Origin of the sequence: Brevundimonas sp., assembly GCF_035627055.1 — a bacterium.
Classification (GTDB): Bacteria; Pseudomonadota; Alphaproteobacteria; order Caulobacterales; family Caulobacteraceae; genus Brevundimonas.
In genome coordinates this window covers 81,720-98,486 of record NZ_DASPMM010000001.1, presented here as the reverse complement: position 1 = coordinate 98,486, position 16,767 = coordinate 81,720, and the positions used below count along the sequence as shown (strand labels likewise).

Genomic DNA, 16,767 nt, shown 5'->3' with positions numbered 1-16,767 from the left:
GAAAGGATGATCAGCAGCGCGATGGCCATGATCAGGATGGCGAAGGCGGGCTCCACGTCAGGCGGCCTGCGGGATGGGCGGGATGGCGAAGTCACGGGCGCGGCTGATCACGCGGGGCCGGTATTCGCGGTGCGCGATGATCTCGACCCGTTCCAGGATCAGGCCGTCGTGACGGCAGGCGTTGTCCCGGACCCACGCCCTGCCCGCATCACGGTCGCCGAACGTGTAGAGGACGGTCCCGGCGGCGTTGACGGCCTGCCAGTCTTGGCGAACGACGCGGGCCATCAGGCGGCCTCCGCGACCGTCTCAGGCGGAAGGTCGAGGCTCTCCGTCAGAGTCTTGATCGCGACGGCGGGGACGTTGGCTGCATACTCGGGGCGAGACCGCCAGCGCTCAGTGATGAATGCCTCGGCTTCGGGCCACCCAGCGAGGAGGTCGTCGAAGGTGCGGAACTCTTTCAGGGTCGCGTCGAGAGTGCGGCGAAGGTGGTTCCGCTCGTCCTTGGCGGTCTCCAGCCGGTTGGCGTGGTCCTCGATTTGCTCGCCCAGCTTGTCGCCGGACTTCATTTCGAGGATGCGCGAGGACCAGCCGCGATCATGCTGGTAGAACACGCGGGCGGCGCCGGAGAAGGTGACGCCGTAGGACTTGCCGCCGACCGCGACAGTGACCTTCCCGGTCGAGGGGAATGCCCCCTCCGGCGCGTTGTCGATGACGGACAGGAAGTCGCCGTAGGCCCGCGCCCGGACCTTGATCGCGAGGGCGTTTTCCTCCCGGTCCAGATCGGCGAAGATCGGCTTGAACTTGTGGTCGATCAGGGCGGCGCGGATGGCCTCACGATCGGCATTGGTCAGGCGCGTTTTCATCGTTCAGTCTCCCGGTTGAAGTGGATCAGCACAGCCATGCCGCCTGCGAACCAGACGCCCGCGATCAGCAGGCCTGTGAGGATGGTGATCAGCGGGGGCATCAGGCGGCCCGCGCGATGTTCGCCGGCGGCGTCGGGTCGTTCCGCTCCGCCGCCCGGATCGCTCTGACGAGGTCCGCCATCCGCAGAATGTCGGAGTCGACCAGATCGTCCTGGTTGGTGGCGAGGATGCCCTCGACCATGAAGAACAGGGCCTCACGGGCCTTGGGAGGAGACTGGCGCCGCCCGGTGTGGACGGTGACGATCTCCCTCCCCTCGGCGCGGTAGCGGGGCTCCCGGTTGTCGTTCTCCACCACGGAGGCCAGACGGGAGACGATGGCCTCCACAGGCTCAGCGACTAGGCGAAGGCTGGTGCAGCTGAAGGGCGGCTCGACCGGTCCGCGGGCGTGGGTCCGGTTCATTGCGCTTGCTCCGAAGGCTTGCGGGCGGCTTTCAGACGGGCGGCAAACTGCCGGTTCGTCTCGCCGGGGAGATTGGTCGGCGCTGGCTCAGGCTTGGGTTCGGGCGGCGCAGGCGTGTCGCGCTTCTTCGATTCCTCTGTGGGGCGCGGCGTGGCGCAGACCGCCAGCGCTGCGGCGAAGGTCGTGGCGATCCTCGCGTTCGGGTGCATCCGCATCACGCGTCTCCTGTGTTCGGGGTGGAGGGGGTGGGGTCTGAGCCGCGTTTCACCGCCCGCCGGATGTGTTCGACGTACGCGCCCGTGGCCTTCCAGTAGGCGGCCATGGGGCCCTTGTTTTTGACCCACGACTGCTGGGCACGGGCGCGCGCGTCGTCCCTCATGCTGGTCAACAGGTCGCATAGGGCGAGACGGTCGGCTTCCGGCAGGGCCAGCACCGCCTTGAGGCCCGGCAGCGCTAACACTGGATTGCGGACTTCCCGCCGATTGGAGCGCAGCTCGTCGCCCATCCCTCAGCCCTCCCCGTTCGAGGTGGGGGATTGGGTGCACTCCGGCTTCGCCTTCGTACCCACCGAGCCGGTTTCGAGGGCTGCTCTCGCCTTCATGGCAAGGCGCGCGTAGGTCAGGTAGGCCCGCCACAGAGGCAGCGCGGGGCAACCGACAATCCGCTCTGGATCATCGTCCGCCGCCACACACAGGGCGCGTGACCACGCCTCCTCGGCCTCCGTCACCGGCTCCGGCACATACGGCTCGAACGCCTCGCCAGCGATCAGGCGTTCTTTCCAGCCCTTCGGCGGCGGCCAGTCGATGCCCCACCCGGCGAGCGTCGCCTTTGTGTAGCCCCCGGCGGGGGTCATCGCGGCCTCGATCTGCTCTGCCGTCAGGACCAGAACCGGCTTTTCCGCCTGCTCGGTGGGTACGGAGACGCCCTCGGCGTCGGAGTGAACCAAGCTTTCCACCTCACCCCTCCTTCTCAATAGAGGGCTGGGTGTCTGCTGCCGTGGCTTTGGCTATGGCGGCGCTCTCACGCTCGATCATGTCTTTGACCCGCAGAATCAGTTCCGCCTTGGGGTCGCCCTCTTCGATAGCCCGCAGGAGAAACCGGAGGTCGCTCAGCTCACACCCGTGCTGGTCCAACAGACACGGGGCGGCGGCTATCAGGCGGGCGCGGGCAGTGTCGTCGTCGCCCTCAGCGCCGATGGCGAATGCGACCGGCAAATACCGACCGTCCTCGTAAATGGTGTAGTAGGAGCCGCTGCGGTCGAACTCGACATGGCAGTCAGACCACTCGTGATCACCCTTGAGTGACCAGCCAGCCGTATGCTTCCCCCCACTCATGCCGCCGCCCTCCGAGGCTTGAGGATGTCCGCGAAGATCGGGTGCAGGGTGTTCGCGGGGGCCATCGCCCGGGCAGCACACCGCCGATACCGCGCGGCGATCTCCCGGTTCTCTTCGGCCTGGTGGGCCTTGCCGTTCGCTTCGTGCTCGGCGGCGATGCGCTCCAGCCAGTCGGCCGTCTTGAGCATCTTTCCCGGGTCGGTTTCCTCGACCTCATCGGCGGCGGCGAGGACCCGGCGCAGTTCAGACTTGCGGGCTTCGGTCCCGACGTCGGTGCAGCCGCGCAGCCAGTTCAGCTGGTCGCGGGCTTCGGTCGGGGTGATGGTCGGTGAAGGCATGGGTGTCTCCCGTTCGTTGGGAGTAGCTTACCGCCAGTAATCCGCATTGCAAGCGAAAACTTACGCACTGTAAGCCGTTCCGCCACTTTTGGACGCGCGCCGGCGCCGGGGACTCGACTCGGCGCGGCCTCGGCGTGCATCTGGCGCTAAGGATTGGAGTGGTTCGCGTGACCGAGTTCTACAGCGTAGAGGCGACATGGCGGCGGGGCGCGCAATCGGTCCTGACCCACGTTCAGCAGTTCGATGATCGAGGTGCGGCCCTACGCGCCGGGCGCCGGTTAGCCGTGCGCAGGCGTCGCGTCAGGGTCGTTCGGGTCGTGGGCGATCAGACCGCTGGATGGGCGCCACACCTGGTCAAGGTGTTCGCGCCGGCCGATCACCAATCGTCGGACGACGGCCCGCTGGAGGTGATGCAGGCCGCCAGCGAGCGGGAGGTTTCCTGAAGCGCAGCCTCGGCCTTCTGCCAGCCGGAACCCCGCCATTTGCCGACCGGCGCCCACGGGGAGGCGCCAAGCACCTGCGCGCCGAACGACTGATCGTCGTGCCGCTCTATCGCCGAGTGGCGAATCCTGAACCGACCGTCGCGGGCCTCTATGGTGATCCGGCTGCGCATCCGCCACGGCAGCAGGCCATCTCGGTATTCGAGGGAGTTGCGGGCCACCACGACACCAGAGGCCGGGTCGCTAGAAAGGATCACGGGCCCCTCGTCAGCGCCAGCGTTCAGTGTCTGCGCCGCGCACGCCTCGGCTCGCGTGGCGATCTCCGCCGTCGTGCCAGTCGTGGTGATCGGCTCTCCGACAACCTCCGTCAGGTAGTCCGGCGCGACAAGCGCCAGAACCAGGACCGCGATCATCATCCGTTAGTACCCGTCCTGAGTAGGGCCTCAACCGCCTTGGCGATCCGCTCCTGTTCTTCCTCGGGCGCGTCCGACATAGCTGTCATGACCCGCTCTTGATAGGTAGTCTGGACCCCGCTGAAGGGCGAGCCGATGCCAAGCAGAAGCCACTCCCAACTCACCTTGAACTTCCGCCCGAACTGGATTGCGCGCTGGTGGTCCAGGCCGGTCACCTTCGACTTCCCCGGCTCGCGCTCATAGGCGGAGTAGGTGTCCTTCTTCATTCCGAGGGACTCGGAGGCGGCCTTGGCCGTGGCGTAGCCCGCGCGAAGCCGGGCCCACCTAAGCCGTTCGTGCGCTTCCGCCAGATATTCCCAGCCCGTGTCCATGGTTAGGAAGCTTACCGGGAGAAAGCTTACCGAGTGTGCGCTAGGGGGTTGCATTCTAGCTTACTCGCGGTAAGCTACTCGGCATGACCGATGCGAAACAGTTTGTCCGAGACCACGGGGGCCCGAAAGCCGTCGCCCTGGCGACCGACCGCAAGCCCGGCGCTGTCTCGCTCTGGGTGAACCGGAACAAGCTTCCCCGGGATGCGTGGCCGGAGATCATGAAGGCGTTTCCGGCGATGACGCTGGACGTCCTGCTGGCGATGGAGGCCGCCAACGACGCCGCTCCCGCCACGGCCAACGCCGCATGACCTACCCGGTCGGCTCTCCTCTGGTCAGCGGACAACCCCCGCACCGCGCGTTGCAGTATGCCACGGCTGACGCGATCAGCTGGCCCCGCGCCGCCCGCTCGTCGGCGCGGCCCAGCAGGGCCACGTTGTCGGGCAAAGCCTCGGCCATCACGGCCTTGAGCAGCTTCCCGCGGCGGCACTTCTCCCAATACGGCTTCGCCATCAACGCCACTCCCGACCTTCGGGCCCCCCGGCTTAAGTCGGTTACACGACGTTACATTCTGACGTTCTGCAACCCTAAATGTTCGCGTTTCGCGCGGAATGAGGGTGAACGATTCGTTAGCCTTGTGACGGAAACCCGGCAGCGTCGCCGTTCCGTCGCCCCATCCTGTCGCCGCACGAGCGGGCCCCAACCCGGTGGCGACAGGGGCCGCGCGCCGTTCCCTCCAGCCCAGCGGCCGGCCACCCCCTCTGATCGGAGCCTCACCCATGGCTGACAAGGCGCAAGTGGCTTCGACCGCGCACCGGCTCCACTCGTTCGGGGCCCGGCGCGGAGCCTTCCTCATCCTCTGCAATGCAGCCGCCCAGCGTGAGGCCGCAGAGTCGGGTGATCTCTCTCAGCGCCCAGCCTTCGGACGATGCGGAAAGCCCGCTGAACAGCCTGACGCCGCAAATGACCAAGACCCTCTCCCTGAACAACCCGCCGCCCCTATCGCCTGAACGACCCCAGCCCGTCACCAAAACGATCACCCGGAACGGTTTGCGAACATGAGCGTCCACGTCATCAAGGCCATCACCCGCCGCATCAGGCTCCGCATGGGGTCGACCGCCAACGCCGCGATGGCGGCCGGCGTCTCACCGGGCGTCTTCAGCCACTACGAGAACGACGATCACCCCGACACGACGATCCCGCTCCATCGCTTCCTGATGGCGGCGAACGCCGAGGAGCGGGAGGCCCTCATCGAGCTGCTGAAGGGCGACACCGGAGCGCCTCGCGCCGACCTCGGCACGGAGGCCAGCGAAACCATCGAGAGCGCCGTCGACATGGGCCGCATGATCCGGCTCGCCACCGCCGACGGGAAGGTGACGGAGACTGAAGCCCGCCCGATCCGCGCCAAGGCGCTGGAGACCATCGCCCAGGCTGGCGACGTGCTGAAGGCGCTGGGATGAAATGCCCCACGCCCGCTGCCGTAACTGCGGATGCTTCAGGGAACCGGTCCGGGACCGCGACCTCTTCGACGCGCCTCTTCCGGTACCTGCCATGAGCGCCTTCTCCGCCTTTCACCGGGAGAGCCAGCGCAGGGAGGCCGATGCTCGTCGCCGGGGCGTCTGTCGCCAGATCGGAGCGGAGCGGCGGGCCCGATACGACTTCACCCATGCCAGCCTGAAGGGGGCAAGCCAATGAGCGTCCATGACTTCAACTGGAAAGCCCCCGGCGTCGTCGACCAGCTGGAGCAACTCTGGCGCAGCGGCCACTCGGCTAGCCAGATCGCCGCGAAGATGGGCCTCAGCCGAAACGCGGTCATCGGCAAATGCCAGAGGCTCGGCCTTACCGCCGCCAGTCGGCTGGACGGGGTGAAGCTGATACGCAAGACCTACACCTTCGTCCGCAAAGGCGTGTTGGTCCAGGATACCATGCCGCCCCGGGCGCGGGCCATGAAAGCCCCTCCGGTTCGGTCTGGCCCGGCCAGCCCTCGGGGAGCCAAGCGGACCCCGCCAAGACAAGGCCCCCACCTGAAGCCCGGAGCCGTGTTCGGCCCCGTCGCCACACTTGACCCTGCTGAGGCCCTGAAACGGTCCAGCGCCGCCGCCGAGGCCGGGAAGAAGCTGGTCGACGCCTTCGCGGCCCCGGCCAATGACGACGCGATCCTGCTGCTCGAGCGGCGGTTCGGGCAGTGCTCCTGGCCCGTCGGAGAACCCGACCGCCCGGCCAACCAGATGTGCTGCGGTCAGCCTGTCGACCTGTTCGCGAACCGGGGCATCCCCACCTACTGCGCCGCGCATGGGACGAGGGCCGTCAGCCGGACCCGTCTCGGCGGCGCCCCAGACGCCAAGGCCTATGAGCGGTCTCTGCGGAGGGTCGCCTAGATGGCCATCGACGCAGCGATCACCGCCATGCGTGAGCGGGCCGACGTCATCCAGATCGAGCGGTCCCGGCTGGGTAGCGCCATGCGCCGCATTCACGCGATCTCCGGCATGGCGGGCCTCAAGGCCTGTCTGGAAAGCGAACTGGAGCGGCTTCAGGCGGCCAATGACCATAATCGGAATTGGATCGGATGACTCGTCTCACCCTCACCGACTGGGCCGATATGGTCGTGCTCTACCGCGACGGCTTCCCGCTGAGGGCGATAGCCGAGGCCGTGGGGTGCTCGCACGAAATGGTGCGCCTCGTTCTTGCCGAGAGGCTGGTCCCGATGCGCGCGAGAGGGGCTCGCGGCGCCCTCCCGTCCCTGTCGGTCGAGATACTGGAGGACTTGCAAGGGCATTTCAGCGGCAGCGCCACAGAGGCCGAGCTGAAGGAGTGGCTGGGGTGTTCAGACCGGTCCCTGACATGCGCGCTCATCACGCTGCGCTCCCGTCATCGGGTGGACTGGGTTGACGGGAAGGTGACAATCGGCCGCCAGCGCTGCAGCCGGCGCCGATCCATGCCGGACCGCGACGACCGCATCGTGTCCTTGGCGAATGACGGCCACACCTTCTCAGAAGTAGCGAGTGCCGTCGGCGTCAGCCGCGCTGTCGTCGCTGGCGTCGTCTGGCGCATGCGGCGGAGCCTCGCCGCATGACTGCCCGCGAACAGTATCTCATCGAGCGCATCGACCGTTCCAAGGAAGCCCCAGCCTCCAAAGCCGCCCGCTCCGCCCGGGCCATGTTCCTGCGCATGACCGCCCGCCAGACTGTGAAGGCCATGCTCACCGAGCTGGACCCCCAGGAACGCGCCGCCATCCTCTGCGACACCCTCGATATGGTGGCGGAGAACCTTCACCCGATCATCGGACGGGTCGAGGCCATGACGGCTTTCAACAGCCGGGCAGCTGACATTGGCGGGCCGCTGAAGCTGAACCGGGCTGTTGCCGCGGCGAGGGCGGAGCAGCTGTTCGCCAAGCCCGCGAATGAGAACCGGCCGGATGACGGGGGTGAAGGATGACGCCCTATCACGACCTGATCGCTGCGAAGCGCATCCAGTTCGAGGCGCGCGGGCTCGGCAACGTGCCGACGCTGAACTCGGCCATGAACCCCCACCAGGCGCATGTAACCGACTTCGCCCTGCGGACCGGCTGCTCGGCCATGTTCCTCGACACCGGCCTCGGCAAGACGCTCTGCGCCCTCGAATGGGGCCGGGTGGTGGTCGAGTTCTCGAACAAGCCCGTCCTGATGCTGGCCCCCCTCGCCGTGGCCGCTCAGCACGAGCGCGAGGCGGTCAAGTTCGGCATCGACGCGAAAGCCGTCCGTGAGCCGGACCAAATCACCGGCGCCCGCGTCTACATCACCAACTACGAGCGCCTCGGCAAGTTCGACGTGGCGCAGTTCGCCGGCGTCGTGCTGGACGAAAGCAGCATCCTCAAGAGCTTCAACGGCAAGACGACGCGCGCCCTGATTGACGGCTTCGCCAAGACGCCCTTCCGGCTGGCCTGCACCGCCACCCCGGCGCCGAACGATCACGCCGAACTCGGCCAGCACAGCCAGTTCCTCGGCGCCATGTCGCAATCGCAGATGTTGACCCGCTGGTTCCTTCACGACAGCGCCGACACCGGCAACTGGCGCATGAAGGGCCACGCCGTTCAGGACTTCTGGAACTGGGTGGCGTCGTGGGCGCGTTGCGTTTCCAAGCCGTCAGATCTTGGCTTCTCCGATGACGGCTTCGACCTGCCTCCGCTCAACCTGGAACGTCACAAGGTAGCGGCCGACCGGTCGATCGACACCGGCCACGAGAAAGACGGGCAGGCGCGGTTGTTCCGTATGCCGGACACTTCGGCAACGGCCATTCACGGCGAGAAGCGCAAGACCATCGACGCCCGCGCGGACCTGATCGCGGAAGTGGTGGCGCGCGAGCCGGGCGAGCCGTGGGTCATCTGGTGTGACACCGACTATGAAGCAGACGCCCTGACGGCCCGCATCCCGGAGGCCGTCGAGGTTCGCGGGTCGATGACACCGGAGCAGAAAGAGGAACGCCTGACCGCGTTCTCGACCGGCGCCGTGCGCATCATCATCACCAAGCCGTCCGTCGCGGGGTTCGGTCTGAACTGGCAGCACTGCGCCCGCGTGGCGTTCGTCGGCCTCAGCTTCTCCTACGAAAGCTTCTATCAGGCCATCCGCCGTTGTTGGCGCTTCGGCCAGGTTCGCCCGGTCGATGTGCATATCGCCTGCGCCGACACTGAGGAAAGCATCTGGAACGTCGTGAGCCGCAAGGCGGGCGACCACGAGGGCATGAAGCGCGAGATGACCGCCGCCATGGCTCGCGCGGCCCGCATCGTTCACGAGCAAGCGCCCTATGCGCCGACCGTCCCCCTTCAACTTCCCGAATGGATCGCCGCATGACCGAGGTTCTCGACGCCGCTCAGGGCGAACGCTTCTACGCCGTCAACGCCGATTGTGTGGAGTTCGCCGCCAGCTTGCCGGGCGCCTCGATCGGCTTCTCCGTCTACAGCCCGCCCTTCGCTCACCTGTTCGTCTACAGCGACAGCGAGCGGGACATGGGCAATGTGGCCAATGAGGCCGAGTTCAAGGAACTCTACCGCCATCTCGTGCGCGAGAAGTTCCGCATCACCAAGCCCGGCCGGCTGACGGCGGTTCACTGCTCCGACCTGCCCCGGACCAAGGGCACGCACGGCACCGTTGGTCTCTACGACTTCCCCGCCGATATTCGGGAAGTCCATGAAGCCGAAGGCTGGACCTATCATAGTCGCATCACCGTCTGGAAAGACCCGGTAATCGAGATGCAGCGGACGAAGGCGCTGGGCCTGCTCTACAAACAGATTCAGACCGACGCGACGCGCAACCGACAGGGGATGCCCGACTACGTCCTGATCTTCCGCAAGACGCCGGAAGACGAGGGCCAGGCCGACAAGGTCGGGCAGGACAAGAACCTGTTCCCGGTGTCGATGTGGCAGCAATGGGCCTCTCCGGTCTGGATGGATATCAACCAGACCGACGTCCTGAACGTGAAGGTCGCCCGTGAGGACAAGGACGAGCGCCACCTTTGCCCGCTGCAACTTGACCTGATCGAGCGGTGCATCCGGCTCTGGACGAACCCCGGCGACACGGTGTTCTCGCCCTTCATGGGCATCGGCTCCGAAGGCTGGGCGGCCCTCAAGGCTGACCGCCGGTTCATCGGGTCCGAACTGAAGCCCGCCTACTACCGGCAAGCCGTCAAAAACCTGATGCAGATGGAGGCCGAGTCGTCGGCTCCCAACCTGCTCGCTCTCGCAGGGGCCGCCTGATGTTCGACGGCGATCCGCGCGAGGCCGCTATGCCGGCGGGAGGGGCGAGATGAGCGCGCCCTTCATGCAACTCTATGTCGCCGACTACCTGGGCGACACGCGGCACCTGACCACGGAACAGCACGGGGCGTATTTGCTCCTGCTGATGGCAATGTGGCGCGCCGACGGCCGCCTGCCCAACGACCCGAAGAAACTGGCCCGCATCGTCTGCTGCACCCCCTCACGATGGGCCAAGATCGGCGGGGACGTGCTTGAATTCTTCGATGTCGATGGGGACGACCTCACAAACGCTCGCCTCGGCCTTGAGCTCGAAATCGCGCAAGAAAAGTCGATCAAACGTGCCCGGTCTGGCAGACTCGGCGCGAGGGCTAATGCGTTGAAAAGGCTGAAAGGGACGCCAGCAAACGATGACGTTTTGCTGCAGCATTCTTCAGAAGCCAGAAGCCAGAGTTCCGAAGATAAATCTTCGGGCGCTGACGGCGCCGTGCAAGTCGATCACGATGCCGAGGCGTGGAGGAAGGCCGTCAGCCTCCTGACCAGCCAAGGGCGCATGACCGAAGCCAAGGCGCGCCCGTTCTTCGGTCGCCTGATCTCGGCCAACAAGCTCGAACCGCGGGACCTCCTGCCCTCTCTCGCCAAGGCGACCGTGAGCGGCACCCAGGACCCGCAGAGCTACCTCACCAAGGCCGCCGAAGCTGTCGCCCGGCGGCGGAAAGAGGACGCGCAGCTGAAGCGCGTTGGGTGGGTCTGATGGCGACCCGCATCGACAAGGCCCGAGCCGCCGGAATCAACCCCGGCCGGGGAGCCGACTACCGGACCACCTGCCCGAAATGCTCGGCCCACCGGAAGAAGAAACGCGACCCCTGTTTGCACGTCACCGAAACCGCCGACGCGGTTCTCGTGAAGTGCTGGCACTGTCCCTACGAGGAAGGATTTTTCGATGACCGTGATGGATCAACTCGACCAGCGGGGTTTGGACATCGAGCTGGCCAGCCGGCTCGGGCTCGGGAGCGTCCGCAAAGGTGGTGGTGATGCGCTGGTTATCCCGTTCGTCAGGGGCGGAGAGATCGTCCGCCGCAAATACCGCTTCCTCGGCGAGGTGCCCGAAGGCCAGCAGAAATACTGGCAGGACAAGGGCGGGGTCCGCTGTGCCTGGAATGAGGATGCGGTGAAGGACGACGCGCTGCTGGATCAGCCGCTGATCATCACCGAGGGCGAACTCGACGCCCTGGCGGCCATCCAGTGCGGCCTGCTGCGGACGATCAGCGTTCCGGACGGCGCCCCGCCGCCGGGCGAACGGACGGCGGAAGATCTGGAAGGCGGGACCAAGTACGACTGGCTCAAGGACATTAAGCCGTTCCTGACGAAAGACCGGGCTCCGGTGATCATCATCGCCTCGGATGGCGACGAGAACGGCGCTGCGCTGCTGCACGACCTGTCCGTGATCCTCGGACGGTTCCGGTGCAAGTTCCTGACCTACCCGAAGGCCAAGAACCCTGGGCGCCGTGGCAGGGAGCGCCTGAAAGACCTGAACGAGGTGCTGGAGGACTACGGCGCCAAGGGCGTGGTCGAGACGGTCAACCGGGCGCAGTGGATCAAGGTCGACGGGGTCCACCGGATGAGCGACCTCCCGCCCCTGCCGGCACAGGTGCTCTACGAGCCGCGCCCGCGCCAGTTCGGGCTCTTCCGCGAGAACTTCAAAGTCCGGCTGGGCGACTTCTCGGTGTTCACCGGAACGCCGGGCTTCGGCAAGACCAGCTTCGCCAACGACCTGTTCTGCGGTGTGGCTCAGGACAACGCCCTGACCATCGCGTGGGCCTCGTTCGAGCAGGAGCCCCAGCGCGACCACAGACGGAACCTTCGGGCCTGGTACTGCAGCACGGCGCACTGGAAACTTGAAGCGGATCAAATCGCGGCGGCCGACCGGTGGATCAACGAGCACCACGTTTTCCTCGTCCCGGGCGAGGATGACGACGCCTCGCTCGAATGGCTACTCGACAGGATGGAAGCAGCTGTCGTCCGGTTCGCGGCGTCGATCATCATCATCGACCCGTGGAACGAACTCGAGCACAGCCGCAGGCCCGGAGAGACGGAGACGGAATACACTGGCCGGGCCATCCGGGCGCTGAAGCGGTTCGCCAAGGCCTTTCGGGTCCACATCGCGGTCATCGCGCACCCGACCAAGTCGGTGAAGGACGCCGACGGCAAGTACAAGATGCCGACCCTCTACGACATCGCCGGCTCGGCCAATTGGTACAACAAGGCCGACCTGGGGGTGATCGTGCATCGGGAGAACGAAGACGACACCCTGATCAAGGTTCAGAAGAGCCGATACCACGAGGTCATCGGCAAGCCCGGCGAGGTGCGGATGCAGTTCGGGACCGAGGACCGGCACTTCCGGGAAACGGAGCGCGCGGCATGAGAGCGGCGAACGATACAACCCTCCGGGTCATCGCAGACGGCCTGATCCACAAGGCGGAAACCCGACCGAAGGGCTCTGCCAGCGCCCGGCAGTTACGGGACGCAGCCGCATCGTTGCTCGACGCTGACATGGCGATCCAGCGCGAGGACGCGGCCTTCACCATCGCCCTGATGTCGGACAACGACCCCTCCCCTCTCACCAAGGAAGACGCAGCATGACCCTCGCCGCCAAAGCCGAAGCCCGCATCGCCCTTGAGTGGCGCAAGCTGATCGAGCGGGCCGCCCTTGTCCGCGGCCGGGTCGAGGCCATGCCGGAAGCCCACATGGAAGGGCCGATGCGTACAGCCGAGAACAGGATCGCCCTGCGCCAGATGGACAAGGCCATTGAGGCGTTGGACCGCGTGGACGACGGACTGGAGGATCACCGTCGCGCCAAGGCCGAACGGGAGTCGCGGGAGGCGGCAGCGGAGCAGGATGCCGGCCTTGCCGCCAAGGGCGTCGACACGCTCCGCACCGCCACCGGAGTCGGCAAGCGCCACGGGATGCTGTGGCTGATCGACAAGAAGCGCCTCACCGGACATCGGAAGCGGGCGGCCGAGGCGTGGTCGGCGGACTACACCCTGGTGCGGACCTACAGCCTGCGATCCTGCCTGAACGACAACACCCCCCACGGCGCCGCGAACGACGACCTCGACACCACGACGGCCAAGAAGGCCGCGGACGCCCGGAACCGGCAGGCCAATGCGCGGGCCCACATCGTCTCGGCCACAGGATCGGCAAGGCTGGCCGACCTGATCGACGCCGTATGTGGGCGGGGCGAGTATGTCAGGGCTCTGGCCGGCAACGACCAGACCAGGGCCCTGGCCATGGAGGCGGAGCTGGGCGTGGCTCTCGATTTGGCGGCGGTCGGTTACGACATCCTGCGCCCGGCAGCGTGACCGAACACCACCCCTTGCGGTTCTAAATAAAATCAGGGCATAAAAGCGTATCGGCGCTTCGCGCGTCCGGACACCGGCCCCGCCTTCCCGGCGTGGGCCGTTCTCGTTCCCCCGCCTGTGTTCTGAGCTACGGCAACGGCCAGCCCGGGGAAGCGACACCATCACCACAGCACCGAGACGCCATGCCCGAGAACGTCGGAGGCATCATCGCTGCGGCCCACGCCAAGCGCGCGGGCTGTCCTGTCTGTGACCGCACCTGCTGCGAGCCGGTCATCATCGACCGAACGGTGAGGAACGGCGACTACTACGAGCGCCTCCGCTGCGCCGGGGACGAGACGGCCACCTTCCGGCGGGTCTGGATAGGCGGCTACCCCAAGAGGGAGTCGGCCCTGATCGACCCGAAGACCAAGCGGGCCATGCACGTCACGGCCTGACACCCACGACATCGGAGGCGAGGATGGCTGACGCTGAGATCGTCGAGATCGCCCGCGCCGAAACACCGGATGGTGGCGTCGTCCGCCTGAGCCAATGGCCCGAGGGCTTTGTGCTCTGGTATCACGGCGAGATCGTCTGGCGTTCATGGCGCGAGGCCGAGACCGTCAGCAAGCTGGTCCTGAAGATCGACGCCTCCGAAGTTCAGGCTATGGTCCACGCCGAGATGGCCAAGCTGGAGCAGCGAGCCCGGCGACACGGAACCCGCCAGCGCCGCCCAGCCTAACCCATGACCCGCAGGGACAACCGGAGCCCGGAGGCTGAGGCTTGGCGCCCGTGGTACAAGCTGGCCCGCTGGTGCGGTCCTCACGGCCGCCGCGCTCAGCAACTGAGGGCCGAGCCCCTGTGCCGCATGTGCCTGGCCAAGGGCATACTCAACGACGGAAGCCTCACCTCGACCGGTGAGAGGCAGGCTAACCCGAGGCGGCGCTTCCTCGTCGCCGACCATGTCATCGAGCACAAGGGCAGCGAGACCCTGTTCTGGTGCGGCGAGCTGCAAACCCTCTGCCCTGACCATCACGACATCACCAAGCAGCAGCAAGAGAGCCGAGGCTTCGTGGCAGGGTGTGACCTCAAGGGGCGACCCATCGACGCCGCCCATCCCTGGAACCAGCCCAGACCATAGGGGGCGGGGGTCGAAAGTCTGGAAGTCGTTGCCTTACGGACCGGCGGGGGCCCTGCATTTTCACTGAGAGCGGTTTCAGAACGAAAAGTTGAGGGCACCCCGTAGGGGTGAGGGCGCATGAACGTGGTTCAAGGGACGGGCGAGATCGTACCGGAGCCGCACTGGCGGATGCTCCTGACGGACGACCTGGAGATCGAGGCGGCCGGCGAATACTGGCGCCTGGTGACGACGGAGATGCGGGAGCGGAACACGCTCTCTCCTACGAACCGTCACGCGATCCAGCGGCTGGTGCTGGCCTACATCAACTTTGACCGGTCGAGCCGGGAGGTCGCCGAGAACGGGGCGGTGACCAAGCCGCGCCGGGGGAACGCGAAGGCCATCGCGCGGATCAGTCCGCACTTCATGGCGATGCGCGAGGCCGGATCGGACGCGGCGCAGCTGGAGGCGGAGCTGGGCCTGTCGCCTCGCCGGCGGTCGACGGCGGCGAAGGTTGAGCGGAAAGCGAGGTCTGCCCGTGCCTCCGATGACTATCTCCGGCCCGTCAAAGCCGGCTGACCCGACGACGCAATGGGCGCTGGACGTCGTTGCGGGCCGAATCATCTCGGGAGAGTTTGGGAAGTTCGCGGCTGAGCGCCATCTGCGGGACCTGAAGGAAGGCCCGTCACGCGGACTGTGGTTTGACGAAGCGGCGGCGTCTCGGGCGCTGGGGTTCTTTCCTGCGGTCCTGACCGTGACGGCTGGCGCGATGGAGGGGCAGCCGTTCGTCCCGCTGCCGTGGCATCGGTTCGTGATCGGCAGCCTGTTCGGGTGGAAGAAGGAGAGCGGGCGACTCCGGTTCAGGCAGGCGTGGCTGGAGACTGGCAAGGGGCAGGCCAAGTCACCGCTCATGGCGGCCATCGGCCTCTACATGATGGGCTGGCATGGGGTGGCCAGGTCAGAGGTCTATGCGATCGGTCAGGACCGGGCGACCGCGAACGTGCTGTTCAAGGATGCCGTGGCCATGTGCCGGGCCAACCTGCCGGACACGCCGGAGGATGAGACTGACAGCCTCGTGAGCCGGGGCGAGGTGCTGATCCGGGGCGAAGGCGACAACGCCTGGAAGATCGAGCATCCCGAGACGGGCTCGAGGTTTCAGGCGCTGGCGAATGGGGAGGCGATCTCCGGCCCGCGCCCTACGCTGGTGACGGCGGACGAGATCCACGAGTTCAAGTTCGGGACTTCCATCGAGACGTGGCGCCGGGCCATCGCGAAGATGCCGGGCGATGCGATGATGCTGCTGGGGACGAACACCCCCGCATCGACGCAGCTGGTCGGGACCGCCTACAGCGAGTTCTTCCAGCGGGTCTTGAAGGGCGAAGTTCTCGATGACGAGGCGTTCGCCTTCATCGCCCGGGTCGACAAGGCGGACCGGGAGACGATCTTCGACAACCCGAAGGCGTGGGTGAAGGCCCTGCCGGCGTTGGGGATCACCTTCCCGGAAGAGAACATCCGGGGCGAGGTCAATACGGCCCGGCAGCTGACCTCGACGGCCATGTCCGTGAAGCGGCTGTATTTCGGCATCCCGACCGGGGCGGTGGATTTCTGGATCGCCGAGGAGTCTTGGGCCGCGGTTCAGGGCGAGGTGGACCCGGACGACTTCCGGGGCTGTCCCTGCTGGGCGTCGCTCGACCTGTCGCAGAAGAACGACCTCACCGCTTTGACGGTGAGCTGGCTGAAGGACGGCAAGCTCTACTCGAAGACTTGGTACTGGACCACGAAGGATGGGCTGGACGACCGGGAGCGGGCCGATAGCGCGCCCTACAGCCAGTGGGCTGCGGACGGCTGGCTGGAGGTCGTCCCCGGAGCCGTGATCGACAAGTCGTTCGTGGCCGCCAAGCTGGCGGAGATCGCGGCAGAGCATGATCTGCAGTACCTGGCCTTCGATCCGGCAGGGATCGCGGACTTCATCGCCGCCTGCGACGAGATCGGCTTCCCGGTCTGGCGCTGGAAGGGCCCGGCGGAACCGGAAGGGCAAGGGCTCAAGCTGGTCGCCCATGCCCAAGGGACGCGGGTGGTGTTCGAGGACCGGCAGCTCTGTATGCCCCGGAGCGTCGAGCGGTTCGAGGATGCGATCCTCAACAAGCAGATCGTCATCGATCATTCGCCCGTCACCTACTGGTGCGCCGGCAACGCCCTACTGATCGCGGACGGGCAGAAGAACAGGGCCTTCGACAAGAAGCGGTCCAGGGGCCGGATCGACGGGCTGGTGACCAACGCCATGGCAGCCGGCGCGGCGCTGGCGAATGAGACCGAGGCCGCCGAGCGCCAATACCAGATGCTCATCCTCTAGCCGGACCCCGGCACCCCC

General features: G+C 66.6%; 28 protein-coding genes. 17 read left to right on the top strand and 11 right to left on the bottom strand.

The window, feature by feature from the left end; translation table 11 throughout:
- Window positions 1-57 precede the first annotated feature (57 nt).
- From VEA98_RS00550 to VEA98_RS00505, 10 genes are all read right to left on the bottom strand, one after another.
- Window positions 58-285 (bottom strand): hypothetical protein, encoded by a 228-nt coding sequence (locus VEA98_RS00550; RefSeq protein WP_324810045.1) that lies wholly within the window; start codon window positions 283-285, stop codon window positions 58-60.
- Window positions 285-863, bottom strand: a complete 579-nt coding sequence (locus tag VEA98_RS00545) for an Nmad5 family putative nucleotide modification protein (protein ID WP_324810044.1) — start codon at window positions 861-863, stop codon at window positions 285-287. The genes VEA98_RS00550 and VEA98_RS00545 overlap by 1 nt, the downstream gene beginning before the upstream one ends.
- 100 nt (window positions 864-963) lie before the next feature.
- Window positions 964-1,323: a hypothetical protein gene (locus VEA98_RS00540; protein WP_324810042.1), complete on the bottom strand. Its 360-nt coding sequence runs from the start codon at window positions 1,321-1,323 to the stop codon at window positions 964-966.
- The gene (locus VEA98_RS00535) at window positions 1,320-1,538 is read right to left on the bottom strand and encodes a hypothetical protein (protein ID WP_324810039.1); all 219 of its coding nucleotides are present in this window, start codon (window positions 1,536-1,538) and stop codon (window positions 1,320-1,322) included. The genes VEA98_RS00540 and VEA98_RS00535 overlap by 4 nt, the downstream gene beginning before the upstream one ends.
- The gene (locus tag VEA98_RS00530; protein WP_324810037.1) at window positions 1,538-1,828 is read right to left on the bottom strand and encodes a hypothetical protein; all 291 of its coding nucleotides are present in this window, start codon (window positions 1,826-1,828) and stop codon (window positions 1,538-1,540) included. The genes VEA98_RS00535 and VEA98_RS00530 overlap by 1 nt, the downstream gene beginning before the upstream one ends.
- A gap of 3 nt (window positions 1,829-1,831) precedes the next feature.
- Window positions 1,832-2,278 carry a hypothetical protein gene (locus VEA98_RS00525; protein WP_324810035.1) on the bottom strand — a complete coding sequence of 149 codons (447 nt, stop codon included), beginning with the start codon at window positions 2,276-2,278 and terminating at the stop codon, window positions 1,832-1,834.
- A 1-nt stretch (window position 2,279) separates the two neighbouring features.
- Window positions 2,280-2,657, bottom strand: coding sequence for a hypothetical protein (locus VEA98_RS00520; protein ID WP_324810031.1), 378 nt, complete (start codon window positions 2,655-2,657; stop codon window positions 2,280-2,282).
- Window positions 2,654-2,995, bottom strand: a complete 342-nt coding sequence (locus VEA98_RS00515; protein ID WP_324810030.1) for a hypothetical protein — start codon at window positions 2,993-2,995, stop codon at window positions 2,654-2,656. Before VEA98_RS00515 ends, VEA98_RS00520 begins: the two co-directional genes overlap by 4 nt.
- A gap of 376 nt (window positions 2,996-3,371) precedes the next feature.
- On the bottom strand, window positions 3,372-3,851 hold the full coding sequence (locus VEA98_RS00510) for a hypothetical protein (RefSeq protein WP_324810029.1): 480 nt from the start codon (window positions 3,849-3,851) through the stop codon (window positions 3,372-3,374).
- Complete coding sequence (locus tag VEA98_RS00505; RefSeq protein WP_324810026.1) at window positions 3,848-4,219, bottom strand: helix-turn-helix transcriptional regulator; 372 nt, start codon at window positions 4,217-4,219, stop codon at window positions 3,848-3,850. Before VEA98_RS00505 ends, VEA98_RS00510 begins: the two co-directional genes overlap by 4 nt.
- Before the next feature lie 83 nt (window positions 4,220-4,302).
- Between VEA98_RS00505 and VEA98_RS00500 the strand changes: the two genes are divergently transcribed.
- Window positions 4,303-4,527, top strand: a complete 225-nt coding sequence (locus VEA98_RS00500) for a hypothetical protein (RefSeq protein ID WP_324810024.1) — start codon at window positions 4,303-4,305, stop codon at window positions 4,525-4,527.
- Between the two features lies 1 nt (window position 4,528).
- On the opposite strand, the gene VEA98_RS00495 is transcribed toward VEA98_RS00500, so the two are convergent.
- On the bottom strand, window positions 4,529-4,729 hold the full coding sequence (locus tag VEA98_RS00495; protein ID WP_324810022.1) for a hypothetical protein: 201 nt from the start codon (window positions 4,727-4,729) through the stop codon (window positions 4,529-4,531).
- Window positions 4,730-5,274: 545 nt separating this feature from the next.
- On the opposite strand from VEA98_RS00495, the gene VEA98_RS00490 reads away from it, so the two are divergent.
- From VEA98_RS00490 to VEA98_RS00415, 16 genes are all read left to right on the top strand, one after another.
- A complete protein-coding gene (locus tag VEA98_RS00490) occupies window positions 5,275-5,676 on the top strand; it encodes a hypothetical protein (RefSeq protein WP_324810020.1) in 402 nt (133 codons plus the stop codon).
- Between the two features lie 231 nt (window positions 5,677-5,907).
- On the top strand, window positions 5,908-6,594 hold the full coding sequence (locus VEA98_RS00485; RefSeq protein WP_324810018.1) for a GcrA family cell cycle regulator: 687 nt from the start codon (window positions 5,908-5,910) through the stop codon (window positions 6,592-6,594).
- Window positions 6,595-6,786: a hypothetical protein gene (locus VEA98_RS00480; protein WP_324810016.1), complete on the top strand. Its 192-nt coding sequence runs from the start codon at window positions 6,595-6,597 to the stop codon at window positions 6,784-6,786.
- Window positions 6,783-7,289, top strand: coding sequence for a helix-turn-helix domain-containing protein (locus VEA98_RS00475; protein WP_324810014.1), 507 nt, complete (start codon window positions 6,783-6,785; stop codon window positions 7,287-7,289). Before VEA98_RS00480 ends, VEA98_RS00475 begins: the two co-directional genes overlap by 4 nt.
- Complete coding sequence (locus VEA98_RS00470; protein ID WP_324810012.1) at window positions 7,286-7,651, top strand: hypothetical protein; 366 nt, start codon at window positions 7,286-7,288, stop codon at window positions 7,649-7,651. The genes VEA98_RS00475 and VEA98_RS00470 overlap by 4 nt, the downstream gene beginning before the upstream one ends.
- Complete coding sequence (locus VEA98_RS00465) at window positions 7,648-9,042, top strand: helicase-related protein (RefSeq protein WP_324810010.1); 1,395 nt, start codon at window positions 7,648-7,650, stop codon at window positions 9,040-9,042. Before VEA98_RS00470 ends, VEA98_RS00465 begins: the two co-directional genes overlap by 4 nt.
- Window positions 9,039-9,944 (top strand): site-specific DNA-methyltransferase, encoded by a 906-nt coding sequence (locus tag VEA98_RS00460; RefSeq protein ID WP_324810008.1) that lies wholly within the window; start codon window positions 9,039-9,041, stop codon window positions 9,942-9,944. Before VEA98_RS00465 ends, VEA98_RS00460 begins: the two co-directional genes overlap by 4 nt.
- 49 nt (window positions 9,945-9,993) lie before the next feature.
- Window positions 9,994-10,695: a YdaU family protein gene (locus VEA98_RS00455; RefSeq protein WP_324810005.1), complete on the top strand. Its 702-nt coding sequence runs from the start codon at window positions 9,994-9,996 to the stop codon at window positions 10,693-10,695.
- Window positions 10,696-10,884: 189 nt separating this feature from the next.
- Window positions 10,885-12,366 (top strand): bifunctional DNA primase/helicase, encoded by a 1,482-nt coding sequence (locus tag VEA98_RS00450; RefSeq protein ID WP_324810002.1) that lies wholly within the window; start codon window positions 10,885-10,887, stop codon window positions 12,364-12,366.
- A complete protein-coding gene (locus VEA98_RS00445) occupies window positions 12,363-12,584 on the top strand; it encodes a hypothetical protein (RefSeq protein ID WP_324810000.1) in 222 nt (73 codons plus the stop codon). Before VEA98_RS00450 ends, VEA98_RS00445 begins: the two co-directional genes overlap by 4 nt.
- Window positions 12,581-13,303: a hypothetical protein gene (locus tag VEA98_RS00440; RefSeq protein ID WP_324809998.1), complete on the top strand. Its 723-nt coding sequence runs from the start codon at window positions 12,581-12,583 to the stop codon at window positions 13,301-13,303. Before VEA98_RS00445 ends, VEA98_RS00440 begins: the two co-directional genes overlap by 4 nt.
- Before the next feature lie 182 nt (window positions 13,304-13,485).
- A complete protein-coding gene (locus tag VEA98_RS00435; protein WP_324809996.1) occupies window positions 13,486-13,737 on the top strand; it encodes a hypothetical protein in 252 nt (83 codons plus the stop codon).
- 23 nt (window positions 13,738-13,760) lie between these two features.
- Window positions 13,761-14,021: a hypothetical protein gene (locus VEA98_RS00430; RefSeq protein WP_324809994.1), complete on the top strand. Its 261-nt coding sequence runs from the start codon at window positions 13,761-13,763 to the stop codon at window positions 14,019-14,021.
- Between the two features lie 3 nt (window positions 14,022-14,024).
- Window positions 14,025-14,420, top strand: coding sequence for a hypothetical protein (locus VEA98_RS00425; RefSeq protein ID WP_324809992.1), 396 nt, complete (start codon window positions 14,025-14,027; stop codon window positions 14,418-14,420).
- A 168-nt stretch (window positions 14,421-14,588) separates the two neighbouring features.
- Window positions 14,589-14,975, top strand: a complete 387-nt coding sequence (locus tag VEA98_RS00420; protein ID WP_324809989.1) for a P27 family phage terminase small subunit — start codon at window positions 14,589-14,591, stop codon at window positions 14,973-14,975.
- Window positions 14,976-15,150: 175 nt separating this feature from the next.
- Window positions 15,151-16,749 (top strand): terminase large subunit, encoded by a 1,599-nt coding sequence (locus VEA98_RS00415; protein ID WP_324809987.1) that lies wholly within the window; start codon window positions 15,151-15,153, stop codon window positions 16,747-16,749.
- Window positions 16,750-16,767 lie beyond the last annotated feature (18 nt).